Origin of the sequence: Sulfitobacter sp. SK025, from assembly GCF_003352105.1 — a bacterium.
Lineage (GTDB): Bacteria > Pseudomonadota > Alphaproteobacteria > Rhodobacterales > Rhodobacteraceae > Sulfitobacter > Sulfitobacter pontiacus.
In genome coordinates this window covers 717299-743242 of the sequence record NZ_CP025808.1, presented here as the reverse complement: position 1 = coordinate 743242, position 25944 = coordinate 717299, and the positions used below count along the sequence as shown (strand labels likewise).

The 25944-nt window shown below is 62.2% G+C and carries 26 protein-coding genes; 8 read left to right on the top strand and 18 right to left on the bottom strand.

All coding sequences use genetic code 11. The features are described 5' to 3' along the window. The first annotated feature begins 156 nt into the window (after positions 1-156). Positions 157-1728: a 2-isopropylmalate synthase gene (locus tag C1J04_RS03520; RefSeq protein ID WP_114865246.1), complete on the top strand. Its 1572-nt coding sequence runs from the start codon at positions 157-159 to the stop codon at positions 1726-1728. 82 nt (positions 1729-1810) lie between these two features. Here C1J04_RS03520 and C1J04_RS03515 read toward each other — a convergent pair whose 3' ends face one another. Then, positions 1811-2674: a porin gene (locus C1J04_RS03515; RefSeq protein WP_009825981.1), complete on the bottom strand. Its 864-nt coding sequence runs from the start codon at positions 2672-2674 to the stop codon at positions 1811-1813. 145 nt (positions 2675-2819) lie between these two features. Then, on the bottom strand, positions 2820-3404 hold the full coding sequence (locus tag C1J04_RS03510) for a VOC family protein (RefSeq protein ID WP_009825980.1): 585 nt from the start codon (positions 3402-3404) through the stop codon (positions 2820-2822). 174 nt (positions 3405-3578) lie between these two features. On the opposite strand from C1J04_RS03510, the gene C1J04_RS03505 reads away from it, so the two are divergent. From C1J04_RS03505 to C1J04_RS03480, 6 genes are all read left to right on the top strand, one after another. Further along, the gene (locus tag C1J04_RS03505; RefSeq protein ID WP_037944896.1) at positions 3579-4625 is read left to right on the top strand and encodes a rod shape-determining protein; all 1047 of its coding nucleotides are present in this window, start codon (positions 3579-3581) and stop codon (positions 4623-4625) included. Positions 4626-4694: 69 nt separating this feature from the next. Further along, on the top strand, positions 4695-5600 hold the full coding sequence (mreC, locus tag C1J04_RS03500) for a rod shape-determining protein MreC (RefSeq protein ID WP_009825979.1): 906 nt from the start codon (positions 4695-4697) through the stop codon (positions 5598-5600). Beyond that, the gene (locus C1J04_RS03495) at positions 5597-6232 is read left to right on the top strand and encodes a hypothetical protein (protein WP_005851327.1); all 636 of its coding nucleotides are present in this window, start codon (positions 5597-5599) and stop codon (positions 6230-6232) included. The genes mreC and C1J04_RS03495 overlap by 4 nt, the downstream gene beginning before the upstream one ends. A 10-nt stretch (positions 6233-6242) precedes the next feature. Next, positions 6243-8186 (top strand): penicillin-binding protein 2, encoded by a 1944-nt coding sequence (gene mrdA, locus C1J04_RS03490; protein WP_005851326.1) that lies wholly within the window; start codon positions 6243-6245, stop codon positions 8184-8186. Further along, positions 8183-9322, top strand: coding sequence for a rod shape-determining protein RodA (gene rodA / locus C1J04_RS03485; protein ID WP_005851324.1), 1140 nt, complete (start codon positions 8183-8185; stop codon positions 9320-9322). The genes mrdA and rodA overlap by 4 nt, the downstream gene beginning before the upstream one ends. 7 nt (positions 9323-9329) lie before the next feature. Continuing rightward, positions 9330-10262, top strand: a complete 933-nt coding sequence (locus C1J04_RS03480; protein WP_009825978.1) for a 2-hydroxyacid dehydrogenase — start codon at positions 9330-9332, stop codon at positions 10260-10262. Between the two features lie 114 nt (positions 10263-10376). Here the strand turns inward: C1J04_RS03480 and C1J04_RS03475 are convergent, their stop codons facing one another. The 10 genes from C1J04_RS03475 to phnG all read right to left on the bottom strand — a co-directional run bounded on the left by C1J04_RS03475 (position 10377) and on the right by phnG (position 19907). Further along, entirely contained in the window at positions 10377-12392 is a 2016-nt protein-coding gene (locus C1J04_RS03475) for a M3 family metallopeptidase (protein ID WP_009825977.1), read from the bottom strand. 87 nt (positions 12393-12479) lie between these two features. After that, positions 12480-13529, bottom strand: coding sequence for a HesA/MoeB/ThiF family protein (locus C1J04_RS03470; protein ID WP_009825976.1), 1050 nt, complete (start codon positions 13527-13529; stop codon positions 12480-12482). Between the two features lie 181 nt (positions 13530-13710). Further along, the gene (locus C1J04_RS03465; RefSeq protein ID WP_009825975.1) at positions 13711-14853 is read right to left on the bottom strand and encodes an alpha-D-ribose 1-methylphosphonate 5-triphosphate diphosphatase; all 1143 of its coding nucleotides are present in this window, start codon (positions 14851-14853) and stop codon (positions 13711-13713) included. After that, entirely contained in the window at positions 14850-15425 is a 576-nt protein-coding gene (gene phnN, locus C1J04_RS03460; protein ID WP_009825974.1) for a phosphonate metabolism protein/1,5-bisphosphokinase (PRPP-forming) PhnN, read from the bottom strand. The genes C1J04_RS03465 and phnN overlap by 4 nt, the downstream gene beginning before the upstream one ends. After that, positions 15422-16105: a phosphonate C-P lyase system protein PhnL gene (gene phnL, locus C1J04_RS03455; RefSeq protein ID WP_037954574.1), complete on the bottom strand. Its 684-nt coding sequence runs from the start codon at positions 16103-16105 to the stop codon at positions 15422-15424. Before phnL ends, phnN begins: the two co-directional genes overlap by 4 nt. Before the next feature lie 5 nt (positions 16106-16110). Beyond that, positions 16111-16881 (bottom strand): phosphonate C-P lyase system protein PhnK, encoded by a 771-nt coding sequence (phnK, locus tag C1J04_RS03450; protein WP_005851310.1) that lies wholly within the window; start codon positions 16879-16881, stop codon positions 16111-16113. Further along, a complete protein-coding gene (locus C1J04_RS03445; RefSeq protein ID WP_009825972.1) occupies positions 16878-17747 on the bottom strand; it encodes an alpha-D-ribose 1-methylphosphonate 5-phosphate C-P-lyase PhnJ in 870 nt (289 codons plus the stop codon). Before C1J04_RS03445 ends, phnK begins: the two co-directional genes overlap by 4 nt. Beyond that, entirely contained in the window at positions 17744-18892 is a 1149-nt protein-coding gene (locus C1J04_RS03440) for a carbon-phosphorus lyase complex subunit PhnI (protein WP_114865245.1), read from the bottom strand. Before C1J04_RS03440 ends, C1J04_RS03445 begins: the two co-directional genes overlap by 4 nt. After that, positions 18892-19452: a phosphonate C-P lyase system protein PhnH gene (gene phnH, locus C1J04_RS03435; RefSeq protein WP_009825970.1), complete on the bottom strand. Its 561-nt coding sequence runs from the start codon at positions 19450-19452 to the stop codon at positions 18892-18894. Before phnH ends, C1J04_RS03440 begins: the two co-directional genes overlap by 1 nt. Then, complete coding sequence (gene phnG, locus C1J04_RS03430) at positions 19452-19907, bottom strand: phosphonate C-P lyase system protein PhnG (RefSeq protein WP_009825969.1); 456 nt, start codon at positions 19905-19907, stop codon at positions 19452-19454. The genes phnH and phnG overlap by 1 nt, the downstream gene beginning before the upstream one ends. 102 nt (positions 19908-20009) lie before the next feature. Between phnG and phnF the strand changes: the two genes are divergently transcribed. Beyond that, positions 20010-20723, top strand: a complete 714-nt coding sequence (phnF, locus tag C1J04_RS03425) for a phosphonate metabolism transcriptional regulator PhnF (RefSeq protein WP_114865244.1) — start codon at positions 20010-20012, stop codon at positions 20721-20723. Between the two features lie 12 nt (positions 20724-20735). Here phnF and C1J04_RS03420 read toward each other — a convergent pair whose 3' ends face one another. From C1J04_RS03420 to dut, 6 genes are all read right to left on the bottom strand, one after another. Further along, complete coding sequence (locus C1J04_RS03420) at positions 20736-21350, bottom strand: chloramphenicol acetyltransferase (protein ID WP_009825967.1); 615 nt, start codon at positions 21348-21350, stop codon at positions 20736-20738. Next, on the bottom strand, positions 21350-22648 hold the full coding sequence (gene phnE / locus C1J04_RS03415) for a phosphonate ABC transporter, permease protein PhnE (RefSeq protein ID WP_009825966.1): 1299 nt from the start codon (positions 22646-22648) through the stop codon (positions 21350-21352). Before phnE (C1J04_RS03415) ends, C1J04_RS03420 begins: the two co-directional genes overlap by 1 nt. Beyond that, positions 22645-23529 carry a phosphonate ABC transporter, permease protein PhnE gene (gene phnE / locus C1J04_RS03410; protein ID WP_009825965.1) on the bottom strand — a complete coding sequence of 295 codons (885 nt, stop codon included), beginning with the start codon at positions 23527-23529 and terminating at the stop codon, positions 22645-22647. Before phnE (C1J04_RS03410) ends, phnE (C1J04_RS03415) begins: the two co-directional genes overlap by 4 nt. A 71-nt stretch (positions 23530-23600) precedes the next feature. Next, positions 23601-24512 carry a phosphonate ABC transporter substrate-binding protein gene (gene phnD / locus C1J04_RS03405; protein ID WP_009825964.1) on the bottom strand — a complete coding sequence of 304 codons (912 nt, stop codon included), beginning with the start codon at positions 24510-24512 and terminating at the stop codon, positions 23601-23603. Between the two features lie 67 nt (positions 24513-24579). Beyond that, on the bottom strand, positions 24580-25389 hold the full coding sequence (gene phnC / locus C1J04_RS03400; protein WP_009825963.1) for a phosphonate ABC transporter ATP-binding protein: 810 nt from the start codon (positions 25387-25389) through the stop codon (positions 24580-24582). Between the two features lie 99 nt (positions 25390-25488). Beyond that, complete coding sequence (gene dut / locus C1J04_RS03395) at positions 25489-25938, bottom strand: dUTP diphosphatase (protein WP_037954570.1); 450 nt, start codon at positions 25936-25938, stop codon at positions 25489-25491. Positions 25939-25944: the final 6 nt, after the last annotated feature.

The following is a 25944-nucleotide window of genomic DNA, read 5'->3' as shown; positions in this document are numbered from 1 at the left end:
CCGATCATATTGCGATCCTGCCGCGCCGCTGCGCGACTTTCCTGCGTGCCAACCTACTGCTGCTAATCCGCCTCTGAGCGTGCCATCCGGCGCGCCCGCTCAGAGGGATGTGCCGCGCGCCACGGATTTATACAGCAGAATGAAAGAACCCAAACGATGACAGATACCACACAACAAGACCGCGTCTTGATTTTCGACACGACATTGCGCGACGGCGAACAATCCCCCGGTGCCACCATGACCCACGCCGAAAAGATAGAGATCGCGGGCCTGCTGGACGAGATGGGCGTCGACGTGATCGAAGCCGGCTTCCCCATCGCCTCCGAAGGGGATTTTGCCGCCGTCAGCGAAATCGCGAAGCTGTCGAAGAACTCGGTCATCTGCGGGCTGGCCCGCGCCCAGTTCGGCGACATCGATCGTTGCTACGAGGCGGTCAAACACGCGGCCCAGCCCCGCATCCACACATTTATCGGCACCTCGCCGCTGCACCGCGCCATTCCGAACCTCACGATGGACGAAATGGCCGAGCGCATCCACGAAACGGTGACCCACGCGCGCAACCTGTGCGACAATGTGCAATGGTCGCCGATGGACGCCACGCGGACCGAGCTTGATTACCTCTACCGTGTCGTCGAAATCGCGATCAAGGCGGGGGCGACCACGATCAACATCCCCGATACCGTCGGCTATACCGCGCCGCGCGAAAGCGCCGATCTGATCCGCAAGCTCTTGGAAAATGTCCCCGGCGCGGACGAGATCGTCTTTGCCACTCATTGTCACAACGACCTTGGCATGGCGACGGCCAACAGCCTTGCCGCCGTCGAAGCGGGCGCGCGCCAGATCGAATGTACGATCAACGGCTTGGGCGAACGCGCGGGCAACACCGCGTTGGAAGAGGTCGTGATGGCGCTGAAAGTGCGCAATGACATCATGCCGTTCCAGACCAAGATCGACAGCACCAAGATCATGAATATCTCGCGCCGTGTTGCCGCTGTTTCGGGCTTTGCCGTGCAGTTCAACAAGGCCATCGTCGGCAAGAACGCCTTTGCGCATGAAAGCGGCATCCATCAGGACGGCATGCTCAAGAACGCCGAAACATTCGAGATCATGCGCCCCGAAGACGTGGGCCTGACCGAGACCAACATCGTGATGGGCAAACACTCTGGCCGTGCGGCGTTGCGCTCGAAGCTGGAGAACCTCGGCTATGAACTGGGGGATAACCAGCTCAAGGACGTGTTTGTCCGTTTCAAGGAACTGGCCGACCGCAAGAAAGAGATCTACGACGACGATCTCATCGCCTTGATGCGCACCGCCACCGATCCTGAAAGCGACCGCATTGTGCTGAATAGCATGACCGTTGTCTGCGGCACCGAAGGCCCGCAGAAGGCCGAGATGTCGCTGTCTGTGGATGGTACGGAAACCTCAACCTCGCAAACCGGTGACGGGCCTGTGGACGCCTCGTTCAACTGCATCAAGGCGCTGGTCGAACATACGGCCCGCTTGCAATTGTATCAGGTGCACGCCGTGACCGAAGGCACCGACGCGCAGGCCACCGTTTCTGTCCGGCTCGAGGAAGACGGGCGCATCGTGACCGGTCAGTCCGCGGATACAGACACCGTGGTTGCATCGGTCCGCGCCTATATCCACGCGCTCAACCGTCTGTTGGTGCGCCGCGAGAAGGGCGGCACCGACAAGCGCGAGATCAGCTATAAAGACGTGGTGGGCTAACCCACCCGCTCTTCCCCCACGAACGCAAAAAGGCCCCCGAAGTCGGGGGCCTTTTCTGTATCTGGTGTTCTGTCAGCGCAGATTAAAAATCTGTCAGACCCGCAAAAGTACCGGTCGCGCTTGAAAAGATGTTGCCCAGCGAACGACGCTTGGAGGTACGGCGACCCAGTTCATAGTTCACGCCGAAAGTCAGCTGGTCCACGTCCTCGCCACTGTCAAAGTCCAGACGGCCCAAGGCCAGCTCTACGTTCGCACCGGGGGTGAATTCATACTGACCGCCGATGGTGATCGACCGCACGTCTTCGGGGCCCAGATCCAGGAACCCGACAGAGCCGATAGCAGAGAAGCCGTTGGCGAATTCATAGCCGCCTGCGACAGCGACAACGCTCAGATCATCCAGTTTCAGCAGGTCGGCCTGCACATTGTATTGCGCGACATCATAATCGGCATAAGCGGCGTAAAGCGTCTCGTTTTCGATGTGAACGAGGTCCAGACCGACGGTGCCGGTGGGGGTAACATCCCAAGCGGCGAAGATGCTGAAGGTCATGTCATTCAGATCGGAGGAATCACCGATCGCGGCACCAAAGGTATGCGCGCCGGACTGATACGACCCGAACAGGCTGGTGACATCCGCGTCGAAACCTTCGATGTCAAAACGCGAATAGTCGAGGCCGATGTTAAAGCCGTTGGCCAGAGCGTATTCGACGCCCACTGTACCCAGATCGATATCGACACCCTCGATAGAGATGTTCGACAGCTCACCCGAGAAGATGAAGTTGTCGTAGCGGTATTCGATGCCGCCGCCAAAGGATTTCACGTCGATCGTGCCTGCGCCGTCAACGTCGAAGTCGTGGAATTTCGCGAAAGCCGTGCCATAGGTCAGTTCGGCAGCAGCTGCGGTTGCGGTCACGCTCAGAAGCGAGGCGACAAAAATATTACGGATCATGCTGGTTCCTTCGCACAATTTACGGTTGCTCGTACCTTGGCTCTTAGGCGCAGCGGAATCAGCCCGCAACTCCCAAGCGAAACCGCCGTTACGATCCGTTTACTTGTGGTATTTTTGACCCGCCTGAACCGGTACCCGACGCCCCTTAGCGATAGGGATCCTTGGCGCTGCGATCCTCTGACAGCGATCGTTGCGAGCGTTCGACGATCATCACTGTGGCATCGGCCAGATGCTGGCGTTCGATATGGTGATCTCCGCGGGCGACGCGCAGCTTATGCGCCTCTAGCATCACCTCCGCGTGGGACGATCCGCGCGGCGGGATAAAGGTGTAGCAGGCCAGTTCGATCAGGAACCCCAGCGGGTCCTTGAAGTAGATCGAATGCATGAACCCGCGATCCTTCACGCCCGAGTTGCCGATCCCCCGCTCCTTGAGCCGGTCAAGCACTTGATCAAACATGGCGCGGTCGACCTCGAACGCGAGGTGATGCACGCAGCCCGCATCCGTCGGCGTGCGACTGTAGACGGGTTTGCGGTTTTCATTGGTAAAGATGGTGATCAACCGGCCGTCGCCGGGATCGAAATACAGGTGCCCTTCGTCGGGATCGTCCAGATTTGGCTGGTCGAAGATGAACGGCATGCCCAGCAGACCCTCCCAGAAGTCGATACTGGTCTGACGGTCCGCGCCCATCAGCGTGATGTGATGCACACCAATAACTTGAATCTTCTGCATTTCTCTCTCCCCCTATTGTCCGGCTTGCCGCAAACCATAGCGCGGTGGCGGCATCATGCCACCACAAAGGTCAACCCCCCTTTCGTCTTTGACCTCATCGGCCTATAAGCCGTTTAGCCCGTGACTTGTCAGAGTCGACGGGCCAAAATGAATTTTTGCAAGGTCCTGCTGCCCATGTCCGTTTTTGATCAATTCCGTGGTTTGTTCTCGTCCGATATGGCCATCGACCTCGGGACCGCGAACACCTTGGTTTATGTCAAAGGCAAGGGCATCGTCCTGTCGGAACCTTCGGTTGTCGCCTATCACGTCAAGGATGGCGTCAAAAAGGTGCTGGCCGTGGGCGAAGACGCAAAGTTGATGCTGGGCCGGACCCCCGGCAGCATCGAAGCGATCCGCCCCATGCGCGAGGGCGTGATTGCCGACTTTGACACCGCCGAAGAGATGATCAAGCATTTCATCCGCAAGGTGCACAAACGGTCCACCTTCTCGAAGCCCAAGATCATCGTCTGCGTGCCGCATGGGGCGACGCCTGTTGAAAAACGCGCGATCCGTCAGTCGGTGCTGTCTGCGGGCGCACGCCGCGCCGGCCTGATTGCCGAACCGATTGCCGCGGCCATCGGGGCGGGCATGCCGATCACCGATCCGACCGGGAACATGGTTGTCGATATAGGGGGTGGTACAACCGAAGTCGCGGTGCTGTCCTTGGGCGATATTGTCTATGCACGCTCTGTCCGTGTGGGCGGCGACCGTATGGACGAGGCGATCATCAGCTACCTGCGTCGCCAGCAGAATCTGCTGATCGGTGAAACAACGGCCGAGCGGGTGAAAACCTCTATCGGGACCGCACGGATGCCCGACGACGGGCGCGGCACCTCGATGCAGATCCGTGGGCGCGACCTGCTGAACGGTGTCCCCAAAGAGATCGAAGTGACCCAGGCGCAGATCGCCGAAGCGCTGGCCGAGCCTGTGCAGCAGATCTGCGAAGCGGTGATGACCGCGCTGGAGACCACCCCGCCCGATCTGGCGGCTGACATCGTGGACCGTGGCGTCATGCTGACCGGTGGCGGTGCCTTGCTGGGCGATCTGGATCTGGCGCTGCGCGAACAGACCGGGCTGGCCATTTCCGTGGCGGATGAACCGTTGAACTGCGTGGCCTTGGGCACCGGCAAAGCGCTGGAGTATGAAAAGCAGCTGCGCCACGCCATCGACTACGACAGCTAATCAGCGCAGCTATAACAGCCCGTGATGCGGCAGGACGGCGCTGCCCTCGCGGTGGGAAACGTATAACGCATGGCCATCGACCGATCCTCTTCGAACGATTTTGGGCGCCCGCTGCGCCGCTTGCTGCTGGCCGTCATCGTGCTGGTGCTGGCGGGCATCTTTCTGCTGTGGCGGATCGATAGCCCCCGTGTTGAACGGTTTCGCGCGCAGATCACCGACCGGATCGTCCCCAATCTGGATTGGGCGATGACCCCTGTTACCGGCACGGTGAACCTGTTCCGCGATTTCCAAAGCTATCAACGTCTGACTGTGCAGAACCAGGAACTGCGGTCCGAGCTGCGCAAGATGCAGACCTGGAAAGAAGCGGCGCTACAGCTTGAACAGGAAAACGCCCGTTTGCTGGACCTGAACAAGGTGCGGCTTGATCCGCGTTTGACCCATATCACCGGTGTGGTGCAGGCGGACTCCGGTTCGCCCTTCCGCCAATCTGTGCTGCTGAACGTCGGGGCCCGTGACGGCATTGTCGATGGCTGGGCCACCGTGGACGGCATCGGGCTGGTAGGGCGTATCTCCGGCGTGGGCGAAAACACCGCGCGCGTCATTCTGGTGACCGATACCTCTAGCCGCATACCGGCGGTGATCCAGCCGTCGGGACAGCGGGCGATTATTGCGGGCGACAACTCCGCCGCGCCACCGATTGACTTTCTCGAGAACCCCGACCTCGTGCGTCCCGGTGATCGGGTCAGCAGCTCTGGCGATGGCGGCGTGTTTCCTGCGGGTATCCTGATCGGTCAGGTCGCCGCCGACCCCGGCGGGCGGCTGCGCGTGCGTCTTGCGGCGGATTTCGAGCGGCTCGAATTCCTGCGCGTGCTGCGCCACCATGGCTCCGAAAAAGTGAACGAGGATGCGGCCGTGGTGCGGGATGACGCCACCGGCATGATCGCGCCCCTGCCCTTTGATCCTGCGACCGAATGATGGACGAACTGTCACCCCTGCGATTGTGGCTGATGCGCGCGGCGTTTCTGGCGCTGACGGTGGTGCTGCTGTTCTTCCATCTGCTGCCGCTTGATACCCAGCCGATCGCGCTCTTCGCGCCCGAGCTGTCGCCCCCACTGGCCACCATCGACCCAGCAGAGGCGCGCCTTCGGGCCCTGCTGGACCAAGGCAGCGACCGCATCTGGATCGCCCCCGACCTGCTGATCGCCTTTGCGCTGGCGTGGTCTGTGCGGCGGCCCGACTATGTCCCCGCCCTGCTGCTCGCCGTCGCCTTCCTGCTGACGGACCTGTTGCTGCAACGCCCGCCCGGCCTCTGGGCGCTGCTGGCGTTGCTGGCATGCGAGAATATGAAAACCCGTGGTCGCACCCTGCGCGACAGCACCTTTGGCGCGGAATGGCTGGCGGTCTCGGTATGGCTGATCGCTATTTTGATGCTGAACCGGATCGTGCTATCGTTGCTGCTGGTCCCACCGCCACAATGGTCGCTGAGCCTGTTTGAACTGGCCGTCACGATCCTGACCTATCCGGCTGTGGTGTTTGTGACCCATGCGCTGATGGGCGTGCGCAAATCCGCCCCCGGCGATCTGGACAGTATGGGCAACCGCTCATGAGGAGACCAAGATGAGACGCAGCAGGGCCGATAGCGAAGCCAGCCACTCCAAGCTCAGCCGCCGCGCTGTTTTGCTGGGCAGCGCGCAACTGCTGTTCATGGGCGGTCTGGCCGCGCGGATGAATTACTTGCAGGTCGATCAGGCTGACCAGTTCCGCCTGCTCGCCGAAGAGAACCGGATCAACATCCGGTTGATCCCGCCTGCACGAGGCGAAATCTTTGACCGCAACGGCGTGCGGTTGGCGCAGAACGTGCCGTCGTACCGGATCGTGATCGTACGCGAGGATGCCGATGATGTGGATGCGGTGATGGACCGGCTGGGTAAGGTCATCGACCTTGATCCCGAAATGCGCGACCGCGCGATGGCCGAAATCAAACGCTCCGCCCCGTTCCTGCCGGTGACCGTCGCCGATGATGTCACATGGGACGAGGTAAGCCGCGTGTCGGTCAACGCCCCCGCCCTGCCCGGTGTCAGCCCCGAGGTCGGCCTGACCCGTGTCTATCCCCGTGGGTCGGACTTTGCGCATATCGTCGGCCGTGTAGGCCGCGTGAGCCAAGCCGATCTGGATGCGCTGGAAAACCCCGATGCCGTGCTGCGCATCCCTCGGTTCCAGATCGGCAAGATCAACGTAGAGGCCCGACAGGAATCCCTGTTGCGCGGCTCTGCCGGCACCAAACAGGTCGAGGTCAACGCCACCGGCCGTGTGATGCGCGAACTAGCCCGCCGCGAAGGGCAATCGGGGGCGGATCTGCAGCTCACCATCGATTCCAAGCTACAGAACTTTGTGCAGGCCCGGCTGGGAAGCGAAAGTGCTGCCGTCGTGATCATGGATTGCGAGAACGGCGATCTGGTCGCCAATGCGTCTTCGCCCAGCTACGACCCGAACCTGTTCATCGGGGGGATATCCTCGGCCGATTATAACCCGCTGCTGCAATCGGAATACCGCCCGCTGGTCAACAAGACCGTGCAGGGCACCTACCCGCCCGGATCCACCTACAAGATGGTCGTGGCCATGGCCGCCCTCGAAGAGGGTATCGTCGGTCCCGAAGAAACCGTCTATTGCCCCGGCCACCTAGAGGTCGGCGGTCGCCGTTTCCACTGCTGGAAGCGCGCAGGTCACGGCTGGATCGACCTCGAGAACTCGCTCAAGCAATCCTGCGACGTCTATTACTATGATCTGGCGATGAAAGTCGGGATCGAGAAGATCTCGGCCATGGCGAACCGCTTTGGTCTGGGCTGGAAACACGACCTGCCGCTGTCCTCGGTCGCCGCCGGTCTGGCCCCCACGAAAGAGTGGAAGCAAGCGACCAAAGGCGATTCATGGGTGATCGGCGACACGGTCAATGCCTCTATCGGGCAAGGCTTCACCCTCAGTTCGCCGCTGCAACTGGCGGTGATGACCGCGCGGATCGCCACCAACCGCGCGGTGGTCCCGCGGCTGATCAAATCCATTGACGGTGTCGAACAACCCAGCGGCGCGGGCGAGCCTTTAGGCATGAACGAAAACAACATGCGGCAGGTGCGCAAGGGCATGTATTCGGTGGTAAACGACCGACGCGGCACCGGCTACCGGTCGCGCGTCATCGCCGAGGGTGTGCGCATGGCGGGCAAAAGCGGCACCAGCCAGGTGCGCAACATCACCGCGGCCGAACGCGCGCGCGGGGTCAGCCGCAACGAGGACCTGCCCTGGGAACGCCGCGACCACGCGCTGTTTGTCGCCTTCGCCCCCTATGACAAGCCACGCTATGCAGTATCGGTGCTGGTGGAACACGGCGGCGGCGGATCGACCGCAGCAGCCCCCATCGCCCGCGATGTCATACTGCAAGCGATATATGGCGGCGAACCGCCCCTAGAGGCCTACCCCACCGCCGACCGCGGCCGCATCGCCGAGCAGCAAAAAGCCCTGCGCGCGATCCAGCCCCAAGCGGACTTCAGCGGGAAAGACCAAGCATGAGCTACCTTGAATATACGGTCAAACATGTCCCCACGGGATTTGCCAAGATCCTGCACCTGAACTGGCCGCTGACCATCCTGCTGGCCGCTGTTTCGGGGGTGGGGTTCCTGATGCTCTACTCCGTGGCCGGTGGCAGCTTTACCCCCTGGGCCGAACCGCAGATGAAACGCTTTGCCCTTGGCATCGCGCTGATGATCGCCGCGGGGATGGTGCCGATCTGGCTTTGGCGAAACCTTGCAGGCGTGGCCTATTTCGGGACCGTAATCCTGCTGATCGGGGTAGAGCTTTTCGGCGCTGTCGGTATGGGCGCGCAGCGCTGGATCGAGATCGGATCGTTTCGCCTGCAACCCTCCGAGCTGATGAAGATCACGCTGGTGATGATGCTGGCGGCCTATTACGACTGGCTCCCGCCCAAGAAAACCTCGCGCCCGCTTTGGGTGCTGCTGCCGGTGCTGCTGATCCTGATCCCCACGGCACTGGTGCTGAAACAGCCCGACCTGGGCACCGCGATCCTGCTGATGGCAGCGGGCGGCGGGCTGATGTTTCTGGCCGGAGTGCACTGGGGCTATTTCGCCGTGGTCATCACCGGAGCCGTCGGACTGGTGACGGCGGTGTTCCAGTCCCGCGGCACGCCGTGGCAGCTGATCAAGGATTACCAGTTCCGGCGCATTGACACATTTATCGATCCCAGCACCGACCCATTGGGCGCGGGGTATCACATCACGCAATCCAAGATCGCGCTCGGCTCCGGCGGCTGGACGGGGCGCGGGTTCATGCAAGGCACCCAGTCGCGCCTGAACTTCCTGCCCGAGAAACACACCGACTTCATCTTTACCACCCTGGCCGAGGAGTTCGGCTTTGTCGGCGGGTTCTCCCTGCTGGGTCTCTATGCGCTGATCATCGTCTTCTGCGTCGCGGCAGCGCTGATCAACAAGGACCGTTTCTCGTCGCTGCTGACCCTTGGCATCGCACTGAACTTCTTTTTGTTCTTCGCGGTGAACATGTCGATGGTGATGGGGCTGGCGCCCGTTGTCGGGGTTCCCTTGCCGCTGGTCAGCTATGGCGGGTCGGCGATGCTGGTGTTGCTGTTGGCTTTTGGCCTTGTACAATCGGCCCATGTCCACCGCCCCAGATAGGAAGCCCATGCCCCTCAATATCCTTTTCGCCGCGCGCCCCGAACGCTGGGTGACATATGAAACGCCGCTGCGCCAAGCGCTTGATGCCGCGGGGATCGCGGCTCACCTATCAACGGATATCGCCCCGCAAGACGTGGACTACATCGTCTATGCCCCCAACAGCCCCTTGCAGGATTTCACGCCCTACCCGCGGGCCAAGGCGGTGCTGAACCTCTGGGCGGGGGTGGAAAACATCACCAATAACGCGACGCTGAAGATTCCTCTGGCGCGGATGGTGGACCCGGGGCTGACCAAGGGGATGGTGGAATGGGTCACGGGCCATGTGATGCGCTATCATCTGGGGCTGGACGCGGACATTCGCAAAACGGACACCGATTGGACCCCGCGCACCCCACCGCTGGCACAGGAACGACAGGTCACTATTCTGGGTCTGGGGGCCTTGGGCGCAGCGGTGGCGGAAACTCTGGTCTATCTGGGGTTCAACGTCACCGGCTGGTCGCGCAGCCCCAAGGACATCGCGGGCGTCACCTGCCTGCATGGGGACGCCGGGCGCGCAGATGCCCTGCGCCGTGCCGAGATCGCGGTGCTACTGTTGCCCAACACGCCCGATACCGAAAACACGCTGAATGCCGAGACGCTGGCGCAAATGCCCGCTGGTGCCTGTATCATCAACCCCGGCCGCGGCGCGCTGATCGATGACGACGCGCTGCTGGCAGCGCTCGACAGCGGCCAGATCGCCCATGCCACGCTGGATGTGTTCCGTGTCGAGCCCCTGCCCGCAGACCACCCCTATTGGGCGCATCCCAAGGTCACCGTCACACCCCACATCGCCGCCGAGACCCGCGCGACAACCGCTGCACAGGCCATCGTCGAAAACATCCGCCGCGGCGAAGCAGGCGAGGATTTCCTGCATCTGGTGGATCGCGCCAAAGGCTACTGACCCGCCCCGTATCAAGGGCGGAATTTGAGTTTATTTGGCAAAATGAAGCTGCAGCCGCGCGCCCCTTCATTTTGCCTCCTAAACTCTCGCCGAAGGCAGGCCGGCCGCGGGCGCTCAGCCCGCTGTCAGACCGCGCCCCTTCAGCAAAGCCTCTACCCCCGGCAACCGGCCACGGAACGCCTTGTACAGTTCCGCCGCGTCCTGACTGCCGCCGGTGGACAGGATGTGCTGCTCTAGCGCGGCGGCGCGGTCGGGATCAAAGGCGCTACCGGCCTCTTCAAAGGCGGCGAAGGCGTCTGCGTCCATCACCTCGGACCACATGTAGCTGTAGTAGCCGCTGGAATAGCCGTCGCCAGAAAAGACATGGGCAAACTGCGGCGTGGCGTGGCGCATGGTGATTGCCGGCGGCATGCCCAGATCGGCCAGCACCTGCGCCTGTTTCTCCATCGGATCGGCAGGCGCCGCACCGTCGTGGAATTCGAGGTCTACCAGCGCAGAGGCGACATATTCGACCGTGGCGAACCCCATGTCGAAATTCGCGGCCCCCAGCACCTTTTCCAGCATCTCGGGCGGCATGGGGTCGCCTGTTCTGGCGTGGGTGGCAAATTGGCTGAGCACGTCGGGCACTTCGAGCCAATGTTCGAACAACTGGCTGGGCAGTTCGACAAAATCACGCGCGACCGATGTGCCGCTCACGGATTCGTAGGTCACATCCGACAGCATCTGGTGCAGCGCATGGCCAAATTCATGAAACAGCGTGCGTGCATCGTCATAGGACAGCAGCGCGGGCGCGGCTTTGGCAAAGTTGCACACGTTGATCACGACGGGCGACTGCACGTCGGGGAATTTCGCCTGAGACCGCATGGCGCTGCACCACGCGCCCGACCGTTTCGATCCGCGGGCAAAGTAGTCACCGATGAACACGGCCACATGTTCGCCATTGCGGGTCACTTCCCACGCGCGGCAATCGGGGTGATAGAGCGGCACGTCGAGGGGCTTGAATTCGAGAGCGAACAATCGCGTGGCGCAGTCGAAGGCCGCGTCGATCATCCGGTCCAGCTGGAAATACGGTTTCAACGCGGCTTCATCCAGATCATGCTCTGCCACGCGCCGTTTCTGCGCATAGTAGCGCCAGTCCCACGGGGCCAGATCGGCGTTCACGCCATCGTCATGCATCATACGGGTCAGCACCTCGGCGTCCGCCTGCGCTTGGCGCTTTGCCGGGGTCCAGACATCCATCAGCAGCTGGCGCACCGCTTTGGGTGTTTTCGCCATCTCTGTTTCCAGCTTGTAAGCCGCGAAATTGTCATAGCCCAGAAGCTTGGCCCGTTCCTCGCGCAGGGCGAGGATCTCGGCAGCGATGGCGCGGTTATCGGTCTCGCCGCCATTGGCCCCACGGGACTGCCAGGCGAGAAACGCCTTTTCGCGCAGATCGCGGCGCGGCGAGAATTGCAGGAACGGTGTGATCAATGACCGCGAAAGAGTAATGACCGGCGCGCCTGCCTCTTTCTCCTCGCCCGCCGCACGGGCGGCATCGATGACAAAGTCGGGCAGCCCTTCCAGATCGGATTCCTCCAACGGCATGAACCAGCTGCGTTCATCCGCCAGCAGGTTCTGGGTGAACTGCGTCCCCAGCACCGCCAGCCGGTTCTTGATCTCTTTCATCCGCGCATCATCCGCACCCTCCAGCGCCGCGCCCGCGCGCACAAAGCCGCGGTGGGTCAGCATCAGCACCCGTGCCTGTTCGGGCGTCAGATCGAAACTGTCGCGATTTTCCCAGACGGAGGCCACACGCGCAAACAGTGCCTTGTTGCTTGAGATGTCAGAGAAATGCGCAGACAGCAGCGGCGAGAATTTGCGCTGCAGGTCTTCGCGCGTGGGGTTGCTGTCGGCCCCTGCGACGGTGAAGAACACGCCCAACACGCGGTCCAGCTGGCTGCCTGCTTCCTCGAGCGCCTCGATCGTGTTGGAAAACGTCGGATCGTATTCGCAGTCGGCGATGGCGTCGATCTCCATCCGGTGGGTCTGCAGGGCCTCGTCCAGCGCGGGGGCGAAATCATCGTCGGAAATCTTGTCGAAAGGGGCGATCTGAAACGGGGTGTCCCAATCCTGTAGCAAAGGGTTTGTCATGGCGGTCTCCTTTACGGATCAAGCTATGCACTGCGGCGGGGCAATACAATCGCAATACCCGCGCACCAAGCCGCCATGACGGGTCGTCTATTCGCCCGCGTTCCCGCAGATCGGACAGTCGTCGCGTTTGGAGACGCCGATCACGCGGTTCTCGCCGTAAAGCGCATCATACATCAGCATTTGCCCACGCAGCGGGGCACCGGCACCGGTGATTAGCTTGATCGCCTCGGATGCCATCATCGCGCCGATCACGCCGGGCAAGGGGCCGATCACCCCGGCCTGCGCACAGCTGGGGGCAAGATGGGCCGCCGGGGCCTGCGGGAAGATGCACTGGTAGCACGGCGCGCCCTTGGAGGGGTCAAAGATGCTGAGCTGCCCTTCCCATTGCGACAGTGCGCCTGAAATCAACGGCAGCCCTGCGGCGACGCAGGTGCGGTTCACCAGATAGCGGGTGTCGAAATTGTCGGTGCCGTCCAGCACCAGATCGTAGTCGGCGAAAAGCTCTGCCGCGATGTCTTCCGTCAGGCGGCGGTGATAGGGGCGCACGGTGACAAAAGGGTTCTGCGCCTCCATCTCGGCCTGCGCTGAAAAGACCTTGGGCGTGCCGATGGCGCTGTCCTTGTGGATCACTTGCCGTTGCAGATTGGCATTCTCGACCACATCGTCATCGATCACACCAATCGTGCCGACACCGGCCGCCGTCAGGTATTGCAGCACCGGCGCGCCAAGCCCACCCGCGCCAATGACCAGCACCCGCGCCTGCTTCAGCGCCTTCTGCCCCGGTCCGCCGACCTCGCGCAGCACGATGTGGCGGGCATAGCGGTTCAGCTCCGTTTCCGAGAATGTGCCGGTTTGCGCGGCGGGCGTCGGTGCGGCCACCGGTTCGGCGCGGGCGCGCAGGCGGTTCAACACCCAGCTATAGCCAAAGATCAGCAGCAGAAATCCCGTCAGCAGCAGCCACGGGGCTGACGAGCCGCCGGTCGCCACGCGCAAGGGGTGCGCTGCGGGCAGCAAGAGGTTCAACCCGATCACCAGACCAAACAGCATGCCCAACACCACGACGCGCCGGTCGCGCGGCTGGCCGAACGCAGCCCCCGCGCCCCAGATCAACGCGGCCAGTCCCAGCACCAACAGCATCAGACGCCTCCGCCGGTGACATGGGGATGTGGTTGCATGAATGATTGGCGCATAAGGCCCCCGCTTTGTTTCCGGGTGTTCAGACCCTAAAGCGGCAACCTAAGCATTTTTCCGCCGACACCAACCCCAAAGCTACGCCCTGCCCGCCAGAGCGCCGCAAGCGTCGCGCCGCTGCATCAGGTCAAAAGACGCGCTGCCCTTCGACCCATGTCTCGCGCAGGATCGGCAAGCCGTCGAGCCGCGCAAACCGGATCACATCGCCGCGTGCGCCGACCTTGATCGTGCCGCGGTCCGTCAGCCCGACGCTTTGTGCAGGCGCGTGGGTGACCGTCGCGAGCCCGCGCGCCAGATCCCCCCACAGATCCCCCAGTTGCAATGCCGCGATCAACAGGCCCGCGGGCACGTAGTCGGACGACAGGATATCCAGCCGGTCCGCCTTCGCCAGATCAAGGGCGGCGACATTGCCCGAATGCGACCCGCCGCGAATGACGTTTGGCGCGCCCATGATGGTCGCGATCCCATTGGCATGACAGCTATGCGCCGCCTCGATCGTGGTGGGAAACTCGGCAAGCCGGACGCCGTAGCGGTGGCTCGTCTCGACCTGCTCGGCGGTGGTGTCGTCGTGGCTGGCAAGCGCTGCGCCATATCGGGTGGCTGCAGCAACGGTCGCGGCCTCGTGGGTTTTGCCATATTGCTTTTGCACGTCGTATAGATAGTCCACATGACGCTGGAAGGCGGCGGCATCAAAGCTGTGTTTGCCGCGCACATACGCCTCGAATTTCGACAGATCGCGGAACTGACGCTGACCCGGCGTGTGGTCCATCATAGAGACGATGCCAACGCGATCCTCTGGGCCGAATTCGGCCAGCTCTTCGGCCAGCGTTTCCGAACAGATCTCGGCCCGCAGGTGGATGTGGTGACTAATCCGCAGGGCTCTGGCGGCGCGCATCGTCAGAATGGTATCGACCATGCCGCGCGCATATCTCTGGTACTGGTGCTCGGCCGAGATCATCGACCCGACGCGGATCGCATCGAACACGGTGGTGATGCCGGTGCCCGCCAGTTCACGGTCGTGGGCGAGGATGGCCGCGCGGTGCGGCCAGTCGACCTTGGGGCGCGGCGACATATGCCGTTCCAGATTATCGGTGTGCAGTTCGACCAGACCGGGCGCGATGTAGTCGCCCTGCATGTCCTGCGCGCCTTTGGGCACGGCGGTGCCGAAATCGATGTCGGTGATTACCCCGTCTGCGATGCGGAGCGTTCCGGTCTCGACGCGATCCCGCAGGATCAGGCGGGCGTTGGCGAAAATTGTCTCTTGGGTCATGGCATCATCTTCTGATTGGACTGGCCAGCGTCGCAGGCTGTCTGGGAAAGGTGCTGGCGTATCGTGGCAATGGTCTGCGCCAAGGGACCGCTGTTGTCGATCACCTGATGGGGAATACCGAGGGGCATGGCGAAATCCGCACGGGCCAGGCGGCGCTCTATCTCGGCGGCGTCCTCGCGGTTGCGCGCCGTCAGACGGGCGGCGAGGATGTCATGATCCGCTCGCAGCAAAATCACGCAAAACCGCGCGAAGAGGGCCTGTGCCTGTGGCAGGACGGCCCGTGACAGGTTCACCAGCACATCGCGCCCCTGCGCCACCTCTAGCGCGACGGACTGCGGGATGCCGTAGTGCCAACCATGCGCATGCCAGCTGAGGATAAACGCACCGTCATCCTCTGCCTTCCTAAAGGCACGCTCCGACACGCCGTCGAATGCTTCTCCGCCAAGGGTTGCGGGCCGCGAGATCACGCGCCGCGCAAGGCAAAGCGACGGGTCCGCCGCGGCCAGCCCCTCCATCACGCTGTCTTTCCCCACACCAGAAGGCCCGACGACTGCAATGAACCGCCCCGTCATGCGGCCAGCCCCGGGGTGAACCGGGTCACGTCAAACTGCCGGTCGCAAATTTCGTCGCGCGCGGCGTGGTCGTGAAAAATCCCGATGATGGCAGCGCCACGCGCCTTCGCCTCGGCGATCATCTTTAGCACGGTGGCGCGGTTCACGGGATCAAGGCTGGCGGTCGGTTCATCCAGCAATAGCGCGGGATAGGGGTAGGCAAAACCGCGTGCGATATTGACGCGCTGCTGCTCGCCGCCCGAGAAGGTCGTGGGGCTCAGCTGCCACAGACGTTCGGGTATATTCAGTCTCTGCAAAAGGGTTTTCGCCTGCGCTTCGGCACTGGCGCGATCAGATCCGGTGGCCATCAGCGGCTCTGCCACCACGTCCAGCGTCGATACCCGTGGCACAACCCGCAGGAACTGGCTGACATAGCCCAATGTGGTGCGGCGCAGCTGGATCACCTGCCTTGGTGCCGCGGTCACGACATCCAGATCGCCCACCATAATGCGCCCCGACTGGGTCAGGTAATTGCCGTAAATCATCCGCATCAGGGTCGATTTACCCGCCCCCGAGGCCCCGACCAAAGCGATACACTCCCCCTGTGCCACCGACAGCGACGCCCCCGCCATAACAGAGATTTCGGCAGCCCCCTGATTGTGCAACACAAAAGATTTCGACACGTTTTCAACAGTAATCATCGGGTTCATACCTGTAGGACAGAGGAAACAAGAAGCTGCGTATAGGCATGCTGCGGATCGTCGAGCACCTGATCGGTCAGCCCGCTTTCGATCACATGGCCGTCTTTCATGACCATCAGCCGGTCGGCCAGCAAACGCACCACAGCCAGATCATGGGTGACGATTATGGCGCTCAACCCCATCTCGCGCACGAGACCCCGCAGCAGATCCAGCAGCCGCGCCTGCACGCTGACATCCAGACCGCCGGTGGGTTCATCCATGAACACCAACCGCGGGCCAGTCACCAGATTGCGCGCGATCTGCAAGCGCTGCTGCATGCCGCCGGAAAATGCCGTGGGCCGGTCGTCAATCCGGTCGGCGCTGATCTCGACGCGGCCCAGCCAGTCGATCGCCTTATCGCGGATGTCGCCATAATGGCGCGCGTTCACGGCCATCAGCCGCTCGCCCACATTGCCGCCTGCGCTGACATTCATGCGCAGCCCGTCGCGGGCGTGCTGATGCACAAAGGCCCAATCGGTGCGCGACAACATGCGGCGTTCAGGCTCGCTCATCGTGACCGTATCGCGCAGGCCCTCGGCGCGGGTGTCGAAACGGACGGCCCCGGCGTCAGGCTGCAAATGCCCTGCCAAACAGTTCAGAAGCGTCGACTTGCCCGACCCGCTTTCCCCGACGATGCCCATCACCTCGCCCGGATAAAGATCAAACGACACATCGGTGCAGCCGATCCGTGCGCCGTACATCTTGGCGATGCCTTCCACTTGCAACAAAGGGGTCATGCCGCGTCCTCCGCCAAGGGGGTGCCCTGCGCCCCCAGATGCCCCGCCGCACGCCGCGCGCCGCAGTAATCCGTATCCGAACACATGAACATCCGCCCGCCGGCGTCATCCATGATCAGCTCGTCCAGATAGCTGTCCGTCGCGCCGCATAGGTCACAGGCATGATCCGCCTTGGTCGGCTCGAACGGATAATCGTCAAAGTCCAGACTGACCACCTGCGTATAGGGCGGCACCGCATAGATGCGCTGTTCGCGGCCTGCGCCGAACAGTTGGATACCCGCCATCTCGAGCTTGGGGTTATCGAACTTGGGGATCGGGGACGGGTCCATGACATAGCGCCCCTCGACCTTCACCGGATAGGCATAGGCCGTGGCAATCGCGCCGTGCTGGCTGATGTCTTCGTAAAGTTTCACGTGCATCAATCCGTATTCCTCAAGGCTGTGCATCTTGCGTGTCTCGACCTCTGACGGTTCAAGAAACCGCAGGGGTTCGGGGATCGGCACCTGATAGACAAGGATCTGGTCTTCGCGCAGGGGTGTTTCGGGGATGCGGTGACGGGTCTGTATGACGCTGGCCTCTGTGGTGGCCTCGGTCACGGCGACACCCGCCGTTTTCTCGAAAAACCGCCTGATAGAGACTGCATTGGTCGTATCATCGGCGCCCTGATCGATCACCTTGAACCGGTCCTCGGGCGTCAGTACCGCTGCCGAAACCTGCACACCGCCCGTGCCCCAGCCGTAGGGCATCGGCATCTCGCGGCTGGCAAAAGGCACCTGATACCCCGGTATCGCCAATCCTTTCAGTATAGCGCGGCGGATCATGCGTTTGGTCTGCTCGTCCAGATAGGCGAAGTTATAGTCGCTCATGACGCTACCCCTTCCTTCATTTTGCCCTTTAAACTCCCCCCGGAGGGGCCCTTCCCGTCGGTCTGTCCCGCCGCCTGCTCTGATGCCTGTGCCTCGCGGCGCAGTTTGCGGATCAGCTCCAGTTCGGATTGGAAGTCGACGTAGTGAGGCAGTTTGATATGCTCCAGAAACCCCGTCGCCTGGATGTTGTCGGCGTGATACAGCACAAATTCCTCGTCCTGCGCGGGCGCGCCTAGGTTATCCTCGCCCAATTCTTTCCAGCGCAACGCGCGGTCGACCAGCGCCATAGAGATCGCCTTGCGCTCCGTCATCCCGAAGACCAGCCCGTAGCCGCGCGTGAATTGCGGCGGTTCGGTTTTCGAGCCTTTGAACTGGTTGACGGTTTCGCATTCGGTCAGGGTGATCTCGCCGATGTCGATGGCAAAGCCGAGCTCGGGGATCTCCATCTCGACCGCGACCGCACCGATGCGCAGCTCTGCCACAAAGGCGTGGTTGCGCGCATAGCCCCGTTGGGTGGAATAGGCCATGCCAAGGATAAACCCCTCATCCCCCCGTGTTAGAGCCTGCAAACGCAGGGCACGGCTCGCCGGAAGCTCCAACGGGCTGCGGGTCAGATCGTCCGGTGTGTCCGCCCCTGCGGGTTCCGACTGGATCAGATCCTCGCGATCAAGGAACCCCATGATATGCGGCGTTTCGCCTGCATTAGGCTCTGTTTGCGGCATCTCGCCAAGCTCGCCATCGGCGGCGAGTTTGAAGTCCAGCAAACGGTGGGTGTAGTCAAATGTCGGCCCCAGTACTTGCCCACCGGGTGCATCCTTGAATGTGGCCGACACGCGGCGGTCGCAGGCCATGGTGGCCGTATCCACCGGGTTAGAGCCGCCAAAACGCGGCAGCGTGGTACGGTAGGCGCGGATCAGAAAGATCGCCTCTATCAGATCACCGCGCGATTGTTTGATCGCCAGCGCAGCAAGGTCGGGATCATACAGCGACCCTTCCGCCATCACCCGATTAACGGCGAGCGTCATCTGCTCGCGGATCTGGTCTACCCCCAGTTCCGCCACATCACGGTCCCCGCGCCGTTCCTCGGCCAGCCAGGCATGGGCGTTGTCGATGGCGCGCTCGCCCCCTTTGACAGCAACGTACATCAGCGGACCCTCGTCGTGCGTGGCAGCGCCGCAAGCCGGTTTGCGCAGGTGAAAATGAAATCCAGCCCCAGAGGGAACAGCGCGGCGTTGCGTTGGAATGCGGCAGTATCCGGCAGCGACAGGTTGGCGGTATCCTTGATACCTGGTCCGCTTAGGGTCGCACCCAGAGACGTGAGGTCTGGCACCTCGACAACCACAGTCGCTGACCGGTCGGGATATTCGGCTGTGCCGATGGCAAATTCGCAAAGCGGGAGTTCATCCCAAGCCCCGACGGCAAACATCGCCTGTGCGGGCGGCACAAAGGGCGCGCCGGTCTGAAAGGTGATCCAATCGCGCACGTCTTGGGTGTCAAAAGCGGTGCCGAGATAGATTGGCGTATCGGGATCACACAGCGTCAGGATCGCGGTGCCCGCGGCCGCGCCAAGCGGGGCGGGCGGTGTGGCCCCAGAGACGTCACAGATCGTCCCCGGGCGTGCCATGGCGGTCATCAGCCCGCGAAAGGCGCGGGCGGCGTCGATCGGGGCGTCGGTAAAGCCGCCCTCCAAAGCATGGGTCTGCATCAGTCTTCCCCTCGTACCATCGTAAAGAAATCCACCTTGGTCGCTGCCGCCTTGGCCGCGCGGGTGGCCTTGGCCGTGTCACGCCCCTTGCGCAGGGGCGCGAGGATCGCGGCCTCTACCTGCGCCGCCGCGTCGGTTTGCATCAGCGCGTCAATCAGCGCCGTCTGCAGCGCGTGATCCTGGCTGCGGCCCTGCACATAGCCGTGACCCACCATACCGCAGCCCAGTTTGACTGACGCACGGGTGACGGACATCTCGCCAAGATTAAACGCGGCGCCGACGGCCCCTGCCCGACCACGCACCATTACGCCGCCAATTTCCGGCGCGCGCAGAATGCTGTGATCAGGGTGGGAGCCATAGGCAGCCCAAAGGCGCGCGACCTCGGCGGCGGGGGATTTGGCAAGCAGACCCAACCATGCCTTACGAGGCGCATGAGAGTCGATTTCTGAGTTCATTATATCCATCTAGACACCTTTTCGAGTTGTCTATACAACTAGACAAATACTACCTGTGAGGCCGATCAGCGCCAAGCCCTCCTTTTGCGAAATATTTGTGACATGCCCCAACGCACCCCGATCTGGACCGCCATCGCCCATAGCCTGCGCAGCGACATCGCAGCGGGTGTCTATGGCCCCGACGACAAGCTGCCGACCGAAAGCGCGCTGGCGACGCGGTTCGGGGTGAACCGGCACACGGTGCGGCACGCGATCAAGGCGCTGGCGGGCGAAGGGCTGGTGTTGCCGCGGCGCGGTGCAGGAGTGTTCGTGACCTCGACGCCCACCGATTACCCCATCGGCCGCCGCGTGCGGTTTCACCAGAACCTGTCGGCGCAGGGGCGGATGCCAAGCAAGGAGTTCCTGACGTTGGAAACCCGCACAGCGCGCCCCGAAGAAAGCGACGCACTTGCGCTGGCGCAGAACGCACAGGTGCAGGTCTGCGAGGGGCTGTCCTTTGCAGACGGTCAGGTGATCGCGCTGTTTCGCAGCGTCTTCTCTGCCGCGCGCTTCCCCGACATGCTGGCGCATCTTGAACAGGCGCAATCGGTGACGGCGGCGCTGCGGCTCGGGGGCGTGACGGATTATACCCGCTCATCAACCCGCATCAACGCCAAGCTCGCCAGCGCCACCCAGGCGCTGCACCTACGGGTGGCCGAGGGCGCGCCGATCTTGCGCACGATCAACCTGAATGTGGATGATCAGGGGCAACCGCTGGAATACGGGCGCACGTGGTTCGCAGGGGACAAGGTGACCCTGACACTGGCAGATACCTGAAATCGCGTGGCGTTAATCGTACCGCTCCAGAAATGCCTCGGCTGACAGCGCGCGGAAATCATCCAGCGCGCGGTGCAAGGCGTCATGAGGCCAATCCCACCATGCCAGCGCCATCATCCGGTCAGCGATGCCCGCGCTGAACCGCGCCCGCAGCGGCACCGCGGGAATGCCCGCGACGATCATATAGGGGGCAACATCCTTGGTCACGATGGCCCCACCCGCGACGACCGCGCCGTGGCCGATCGTTACCTCTGGCCGCACCTGTGCGCCATTGCCAAGCCATGTGTCATGGCCAAGGGTAACGCGCCGGCTGCGGCGGTGTGCAAACCAAGCGTCATCGTCAGCCGCACCGTCAAAGTAGTCGCCCGCGCGGTAGTGAAAGTGATGCAGGCTGGCTTTTTCCATCGGGTGGTCTGTGGCCCCGATCCGCACATAGGCCGCGATGTTCGAGAATTTGCCCACGGTGGTGTTGGCAATGTCGGCGTAGCGGTCGCAATAGCTGTAATCGCCAAGCTGGCTATGGGCGATCCGCGACCCGCGCCCGACCTCTGTATAGGCTCCGAATGTGGCATCTTTGATCTCGCAGTCGGGATGGATGAAGGGGCTGTCGGCAGTCAGGCGCGGCATCAGTGACCGCCCTCGTCACCGTTGATCAGCTTGCGGCGCAACCAGCCCGAGAAACTGTCCATCGCCATGACCATGAGCACGATCAGCACGATGTAATAGGTCACCTCTTCCCAGTCCTTCTGTGTGGCAATCGCTTGCGTCAGCAGCAGACCGATGCCCCCGCCGGTGATCGCCCCGATGATCGTCGCAGAGCGGGTGTTGGATTCAAGGAAATAGAGGACCTGGCTCAGCAGCACGGGCACGATCTGCGGCAGCACCCCAAAGCGGTAGCGTTGCAGCGGCTTGGCCCCGGTAGAGGCGATGCCTTCGATCTGTTTGCCGTCCACATTCTCCAGCGCTTCCGAGAACATCTTGCCGAAAGACCCTGTGTCGGTCAGCAGGATCGCCAAGGCTCCGGTCAGCGGCCCCGGCCCGAAGGCGCGCGACAGGACGATGGTCCAGATCAACCCATCGACACCGCGCAGGAAATCGAACATCCGCCGCGCAGCAAAGCGCAAGGATCGCAGCGGGGTAAAGTTCTTGGCCGCAAGAAACCCCAGCGGCAGGGCGATGATCGCCGCGCCGAATGTGCCCAGAAAGGCCATCAGCAAAGTCTCGTAAAGCGCCCAGGCCACATCACTGTGCCGCCACATGCGGTTGGTCCAGAAGTCATGGAAGATCGCACCCGCTTCACCGCTGAACGCACGCCCCATCAGCGCGACCGGGCCCAGCCCGTGGTAGGGGCTGTCGAGCGTGAAAAAGAACAGCTCCCACCCGTAGTCGTATTTGAACACCTCGGTCCGGTTGCGGGTGATCGTCAGCCGCCCTGCCTCGGTGTTGATCATCACGCGGTTCTTGGACGCGCTGATATAGTCGGGGATGTCGCCGGGCGGGAATGTCGCCTGAACGCCGCGCTGCCCCGGCTCGGCCCTGACCGTGCCATAGCCCGGGATGTCATAGCTGACCTGCGGGCCAAAGGTCACGATATGACCGCCCCCCAGATCCGCGACAGGGCGATCCCCCAAGGTGACCCAATCGGGAGCCGTGCCGGCTTCATATGCGCCCTTACGCTCGCCTTCGATCGCGACGGAAAACGCGCCGTCGCGGTTATCCTGCGTGACATGGGTCTTGTAGCTATAGGCATCGGCCACCAGCGTGCGGGCATTGCCCACGTTGATCCGATCCCCCAGCCCCGGAATATCGAAGGCAAAGAAGATATAGACGAAATAGGCCAGAACGATCACGGGCAGCGCCAGCGCAGCCATCCGCTTGCGCGAGAAATGGACCATCGTCTGGGTGTGAAGGGCGGTCGCGGTCATAGGGTCACCTTTGCGCTCGGCAGGCCGTGGGTCAGACGGTTACGGAAAACAGAAGAAAGCTGGTCGACGATCACAATCGTCAGGAACAGCAGCAGGAAGATGGCAGCGGCCTCGTCGAATTTGCCCTGCCCCCAGCTCATGGTGTTGCGCAGGTCATAGCCGATGCCCCCTGCCCCGACGAAGCCAAGGATCGCAGAGGCGCGGATGTTGATCTCGAACCGCAAGAGCGCATAGCTGATGTAGTTCGGGGCCACCTGCGGGATCACGCCAAGCCACATGCGCTGGCTCCACCCCGCCCCGACAGAGGCAAGACCCTCTACCGGTTTGAGCGATGCGTTTTCATTCACTTCCGAGAACAATTTGCCCAAGGCACCGATGGTATGCAGCGCGATGGCGATCATCGCAGGCACCGGCCCGCCCCCCAGCAGAAAGATCAGCACCAGCGCGATGACAATCTCGGGTATGGCGCGCAGCAGATCCAATACGCGGCGCAAAGGGCCCACAAGCCACGGCACCGGAGCCAACCCGCGCGTGACCATCAGCGACAAGAACAGCCCGACCATCGCCCCCAGCAGGGTCGAGGCGGCGGCGATATTCACCGTCTCTATCAGCGAGGGCAGGTATTTCGCCATATAGCCGGGCAGCAGGTGCCCGCGTTCTAACGCTTCGCCGATCACATCCGCGGGGAAATCCAGAATATTCGGCAAGCCGTCCCAGAACCCGCCCGCATTGCGGTTGCCTGCGGTGTTAAATCCACCCACCAGCAGCGCTACGAAAAGGATCAGAAGCACCAGATTCATCCAGCGTTTTGATCGGGCCAGTGCCAGATAGTTTTCCTGAATCCCTGCCAGATCAGGGTCGGTTTGCGATGTCGCGGTCATGGGAAGCCCTTACGTAAAAATGCTGGCCCCGATGCGGATCGGAGCCAGCGACAGTGCTTAAATCACTTGGATCAATTCGATTTTGCCTTGCGGGCTTCGATGATCGACACATAGGCGTCATGGGTGATCGGATCGAACCCAAGGCTGTCGCCCGCCGCCACGCCATAGGCGCAGTCGGGGTCGTTCTCGTACAGGTTGTCGACCAGCGCGGTCATCTTGTCTTTGACGTCCTGAGGCAGGCTGGTGCGCAGCACGACGGGGCCTTCAGGGATCGGCTTGGAACGCCAGATTTCCACCAGATCGTTCATATCGACCAGGCCTGCGTCCACGGCCTTGCGCAGCGCGCCGGAGTTGTAGCCGTCTTCCCAGTTGCCCTGACCATCAGCCCAGGTCACGCCTGCATCGATGTCGCCATTGTTGACCGCAACGATGGTCTGCTCGTGACCGCCGGTGAACTTGACCTCGCCAAAATACGCGCCGGACTCCATGGTGATCTCTTCGCCCATCTGGGGGATCTCGATCGACGGGATCAGATAGCCGGAGGTGGAGTTCGGGTCACCGAAACCAAAGACCTTGCCCTTGACGTCTTCAAGCTTGGTGATGCCGCTGTCGGCGCGGGCAAACCCGATGGAGTGGTAGCCATAGGACCCGTCCACGTTGATTTTCACCAGCACAGGCTCGACCGCTTCGGCGTCTTGCAGATACACTGCCGCATAGGAGGAAGCACCCAACCATGCCATGTCCAGCGTGCCACCCAGCAGACCCTGGATAACGCCGTTATAATCGGCAGGGGCGAACAGCTTGGTCGGGACGCCCAAGGCATCCTCGGTCATGGCGCGCATACATTCGTTCGAATTCATCCGGTCCTGCGCGTTCTCGCCGCCCAGAATACCGATGCGGAATTCGGAAATGGCTTCGGTTTGGGCGACAGCACCCGTCGCAAGGGCGGTCGTCGCGAAAGCAGCAGCAAGTAGTTTGTTCATCGGTCGTCTCTCTTTTTGCAGATAGGCCCCCGAGGATCGGAGGCTGGGGATGAAAAGATAATTGGGGTTATTGCGCCGCCACCGTTTCGGGACGGGCGGACAGCGTTTCGATCTGGGTCGATGTCGTTGCTTCGGAAAAGCTGGCATCCGCCCCGTAAATGTCGCGCGCCACACCGGTGGTCAGCTGCGCGGGCGTGCCGTCAAACACGATGCGCCCCTGCCGCATGCCGATCACGCGGTCGCAATAGCGACGCGCGGTGTCCAGCGTGTGCAGGTTCGCGATCACCATGCGCCCGTCCTGTTCGTGGATATCCCGCAGCGCCTGCATCACCAGCTGCGCGTTCATCGGATCAAGCGAGGCGATGGGTTCATCGGCCAGAATAATCGTGGGGTCCTGCATCAGCGCGCGCGCGATGGCGACACGTTGCTGCTGCCCGCCCGACAGGGCCTCGGCGCGTTTGGGAGCGTGCTCGGCAATGCCCAGACGGTCCAGAATATCGATGGCGCGGATGATGTCGTTCTCGGGGTAGAGGTTGAACATCGTCGCCAATGTCGACCGGCGGTTCAACGTGCCGTGCAGCACGTTCGACACCACATCCAGACGCGGCACCAGATTGAACTGCTGAAAGATCATCGCGCAATGGGATTGCCAGTCGCGCTTCTCGGCCCCACGCAGCTTGGTGATGTCGCGCCCGTTGACCAGAATCTCGCCCGAACTGGCAGGGGTCAGGCAGTTCATCATCCGCAGCAGCGTCGACTTACCGGCACCGGAACTGCCGATGATGCCAATCATCATCGGGCGGTCGACGGAAAAGCTCGCTGCGTGAACGGCTGTATTCGCGCCAAATGTTTTTGTGACGGCTTGAAGCTGAAGCATTCGGTTCCCCTTTTTTCGGGGAACCTAGGGCGGCATTAATTCACATTCGTTTCAGCTTTATGAAAGTTTCACGACAGCGGAACCTTTCACGATCCTAGTCTATTTCAGGCCGGTAGAGCCGAATCCGCCGTCCCCGCGCGTGGTATCGGACAAAGCGTCGACCTCGACACAGGCGTATTGTTGAACCTGCGCAATAACAGCCTGCGCGATCCTATCCCCATGCCGGATAACGAAAGGCGCATCCCCTACATAGTACAGCCCGACCTTCACCTCACCGCGGTAATCCTCGTCCACTGTGCCGGGCGCATTGGGAATCAGAAACCCGTGCTTCAACGCCAGGCCCGACCGTGGCCGGATCTGCATCTCTGTCCCGCGCGGCAGCTCGACCGAGAACCCGATAGAGATCAGACTGATCTGCCCTTTTACAAATTTCATCGGCCCGTCGGGCAGAAAGGCCCGCAAATCCATTCCCGCCGCTCCGGCAGTGGCGTAGGACGGCAGCGGCAGATCATCATTGCCGCTAACCCGTTTGAATTTGATCTCGCTCATCATCCG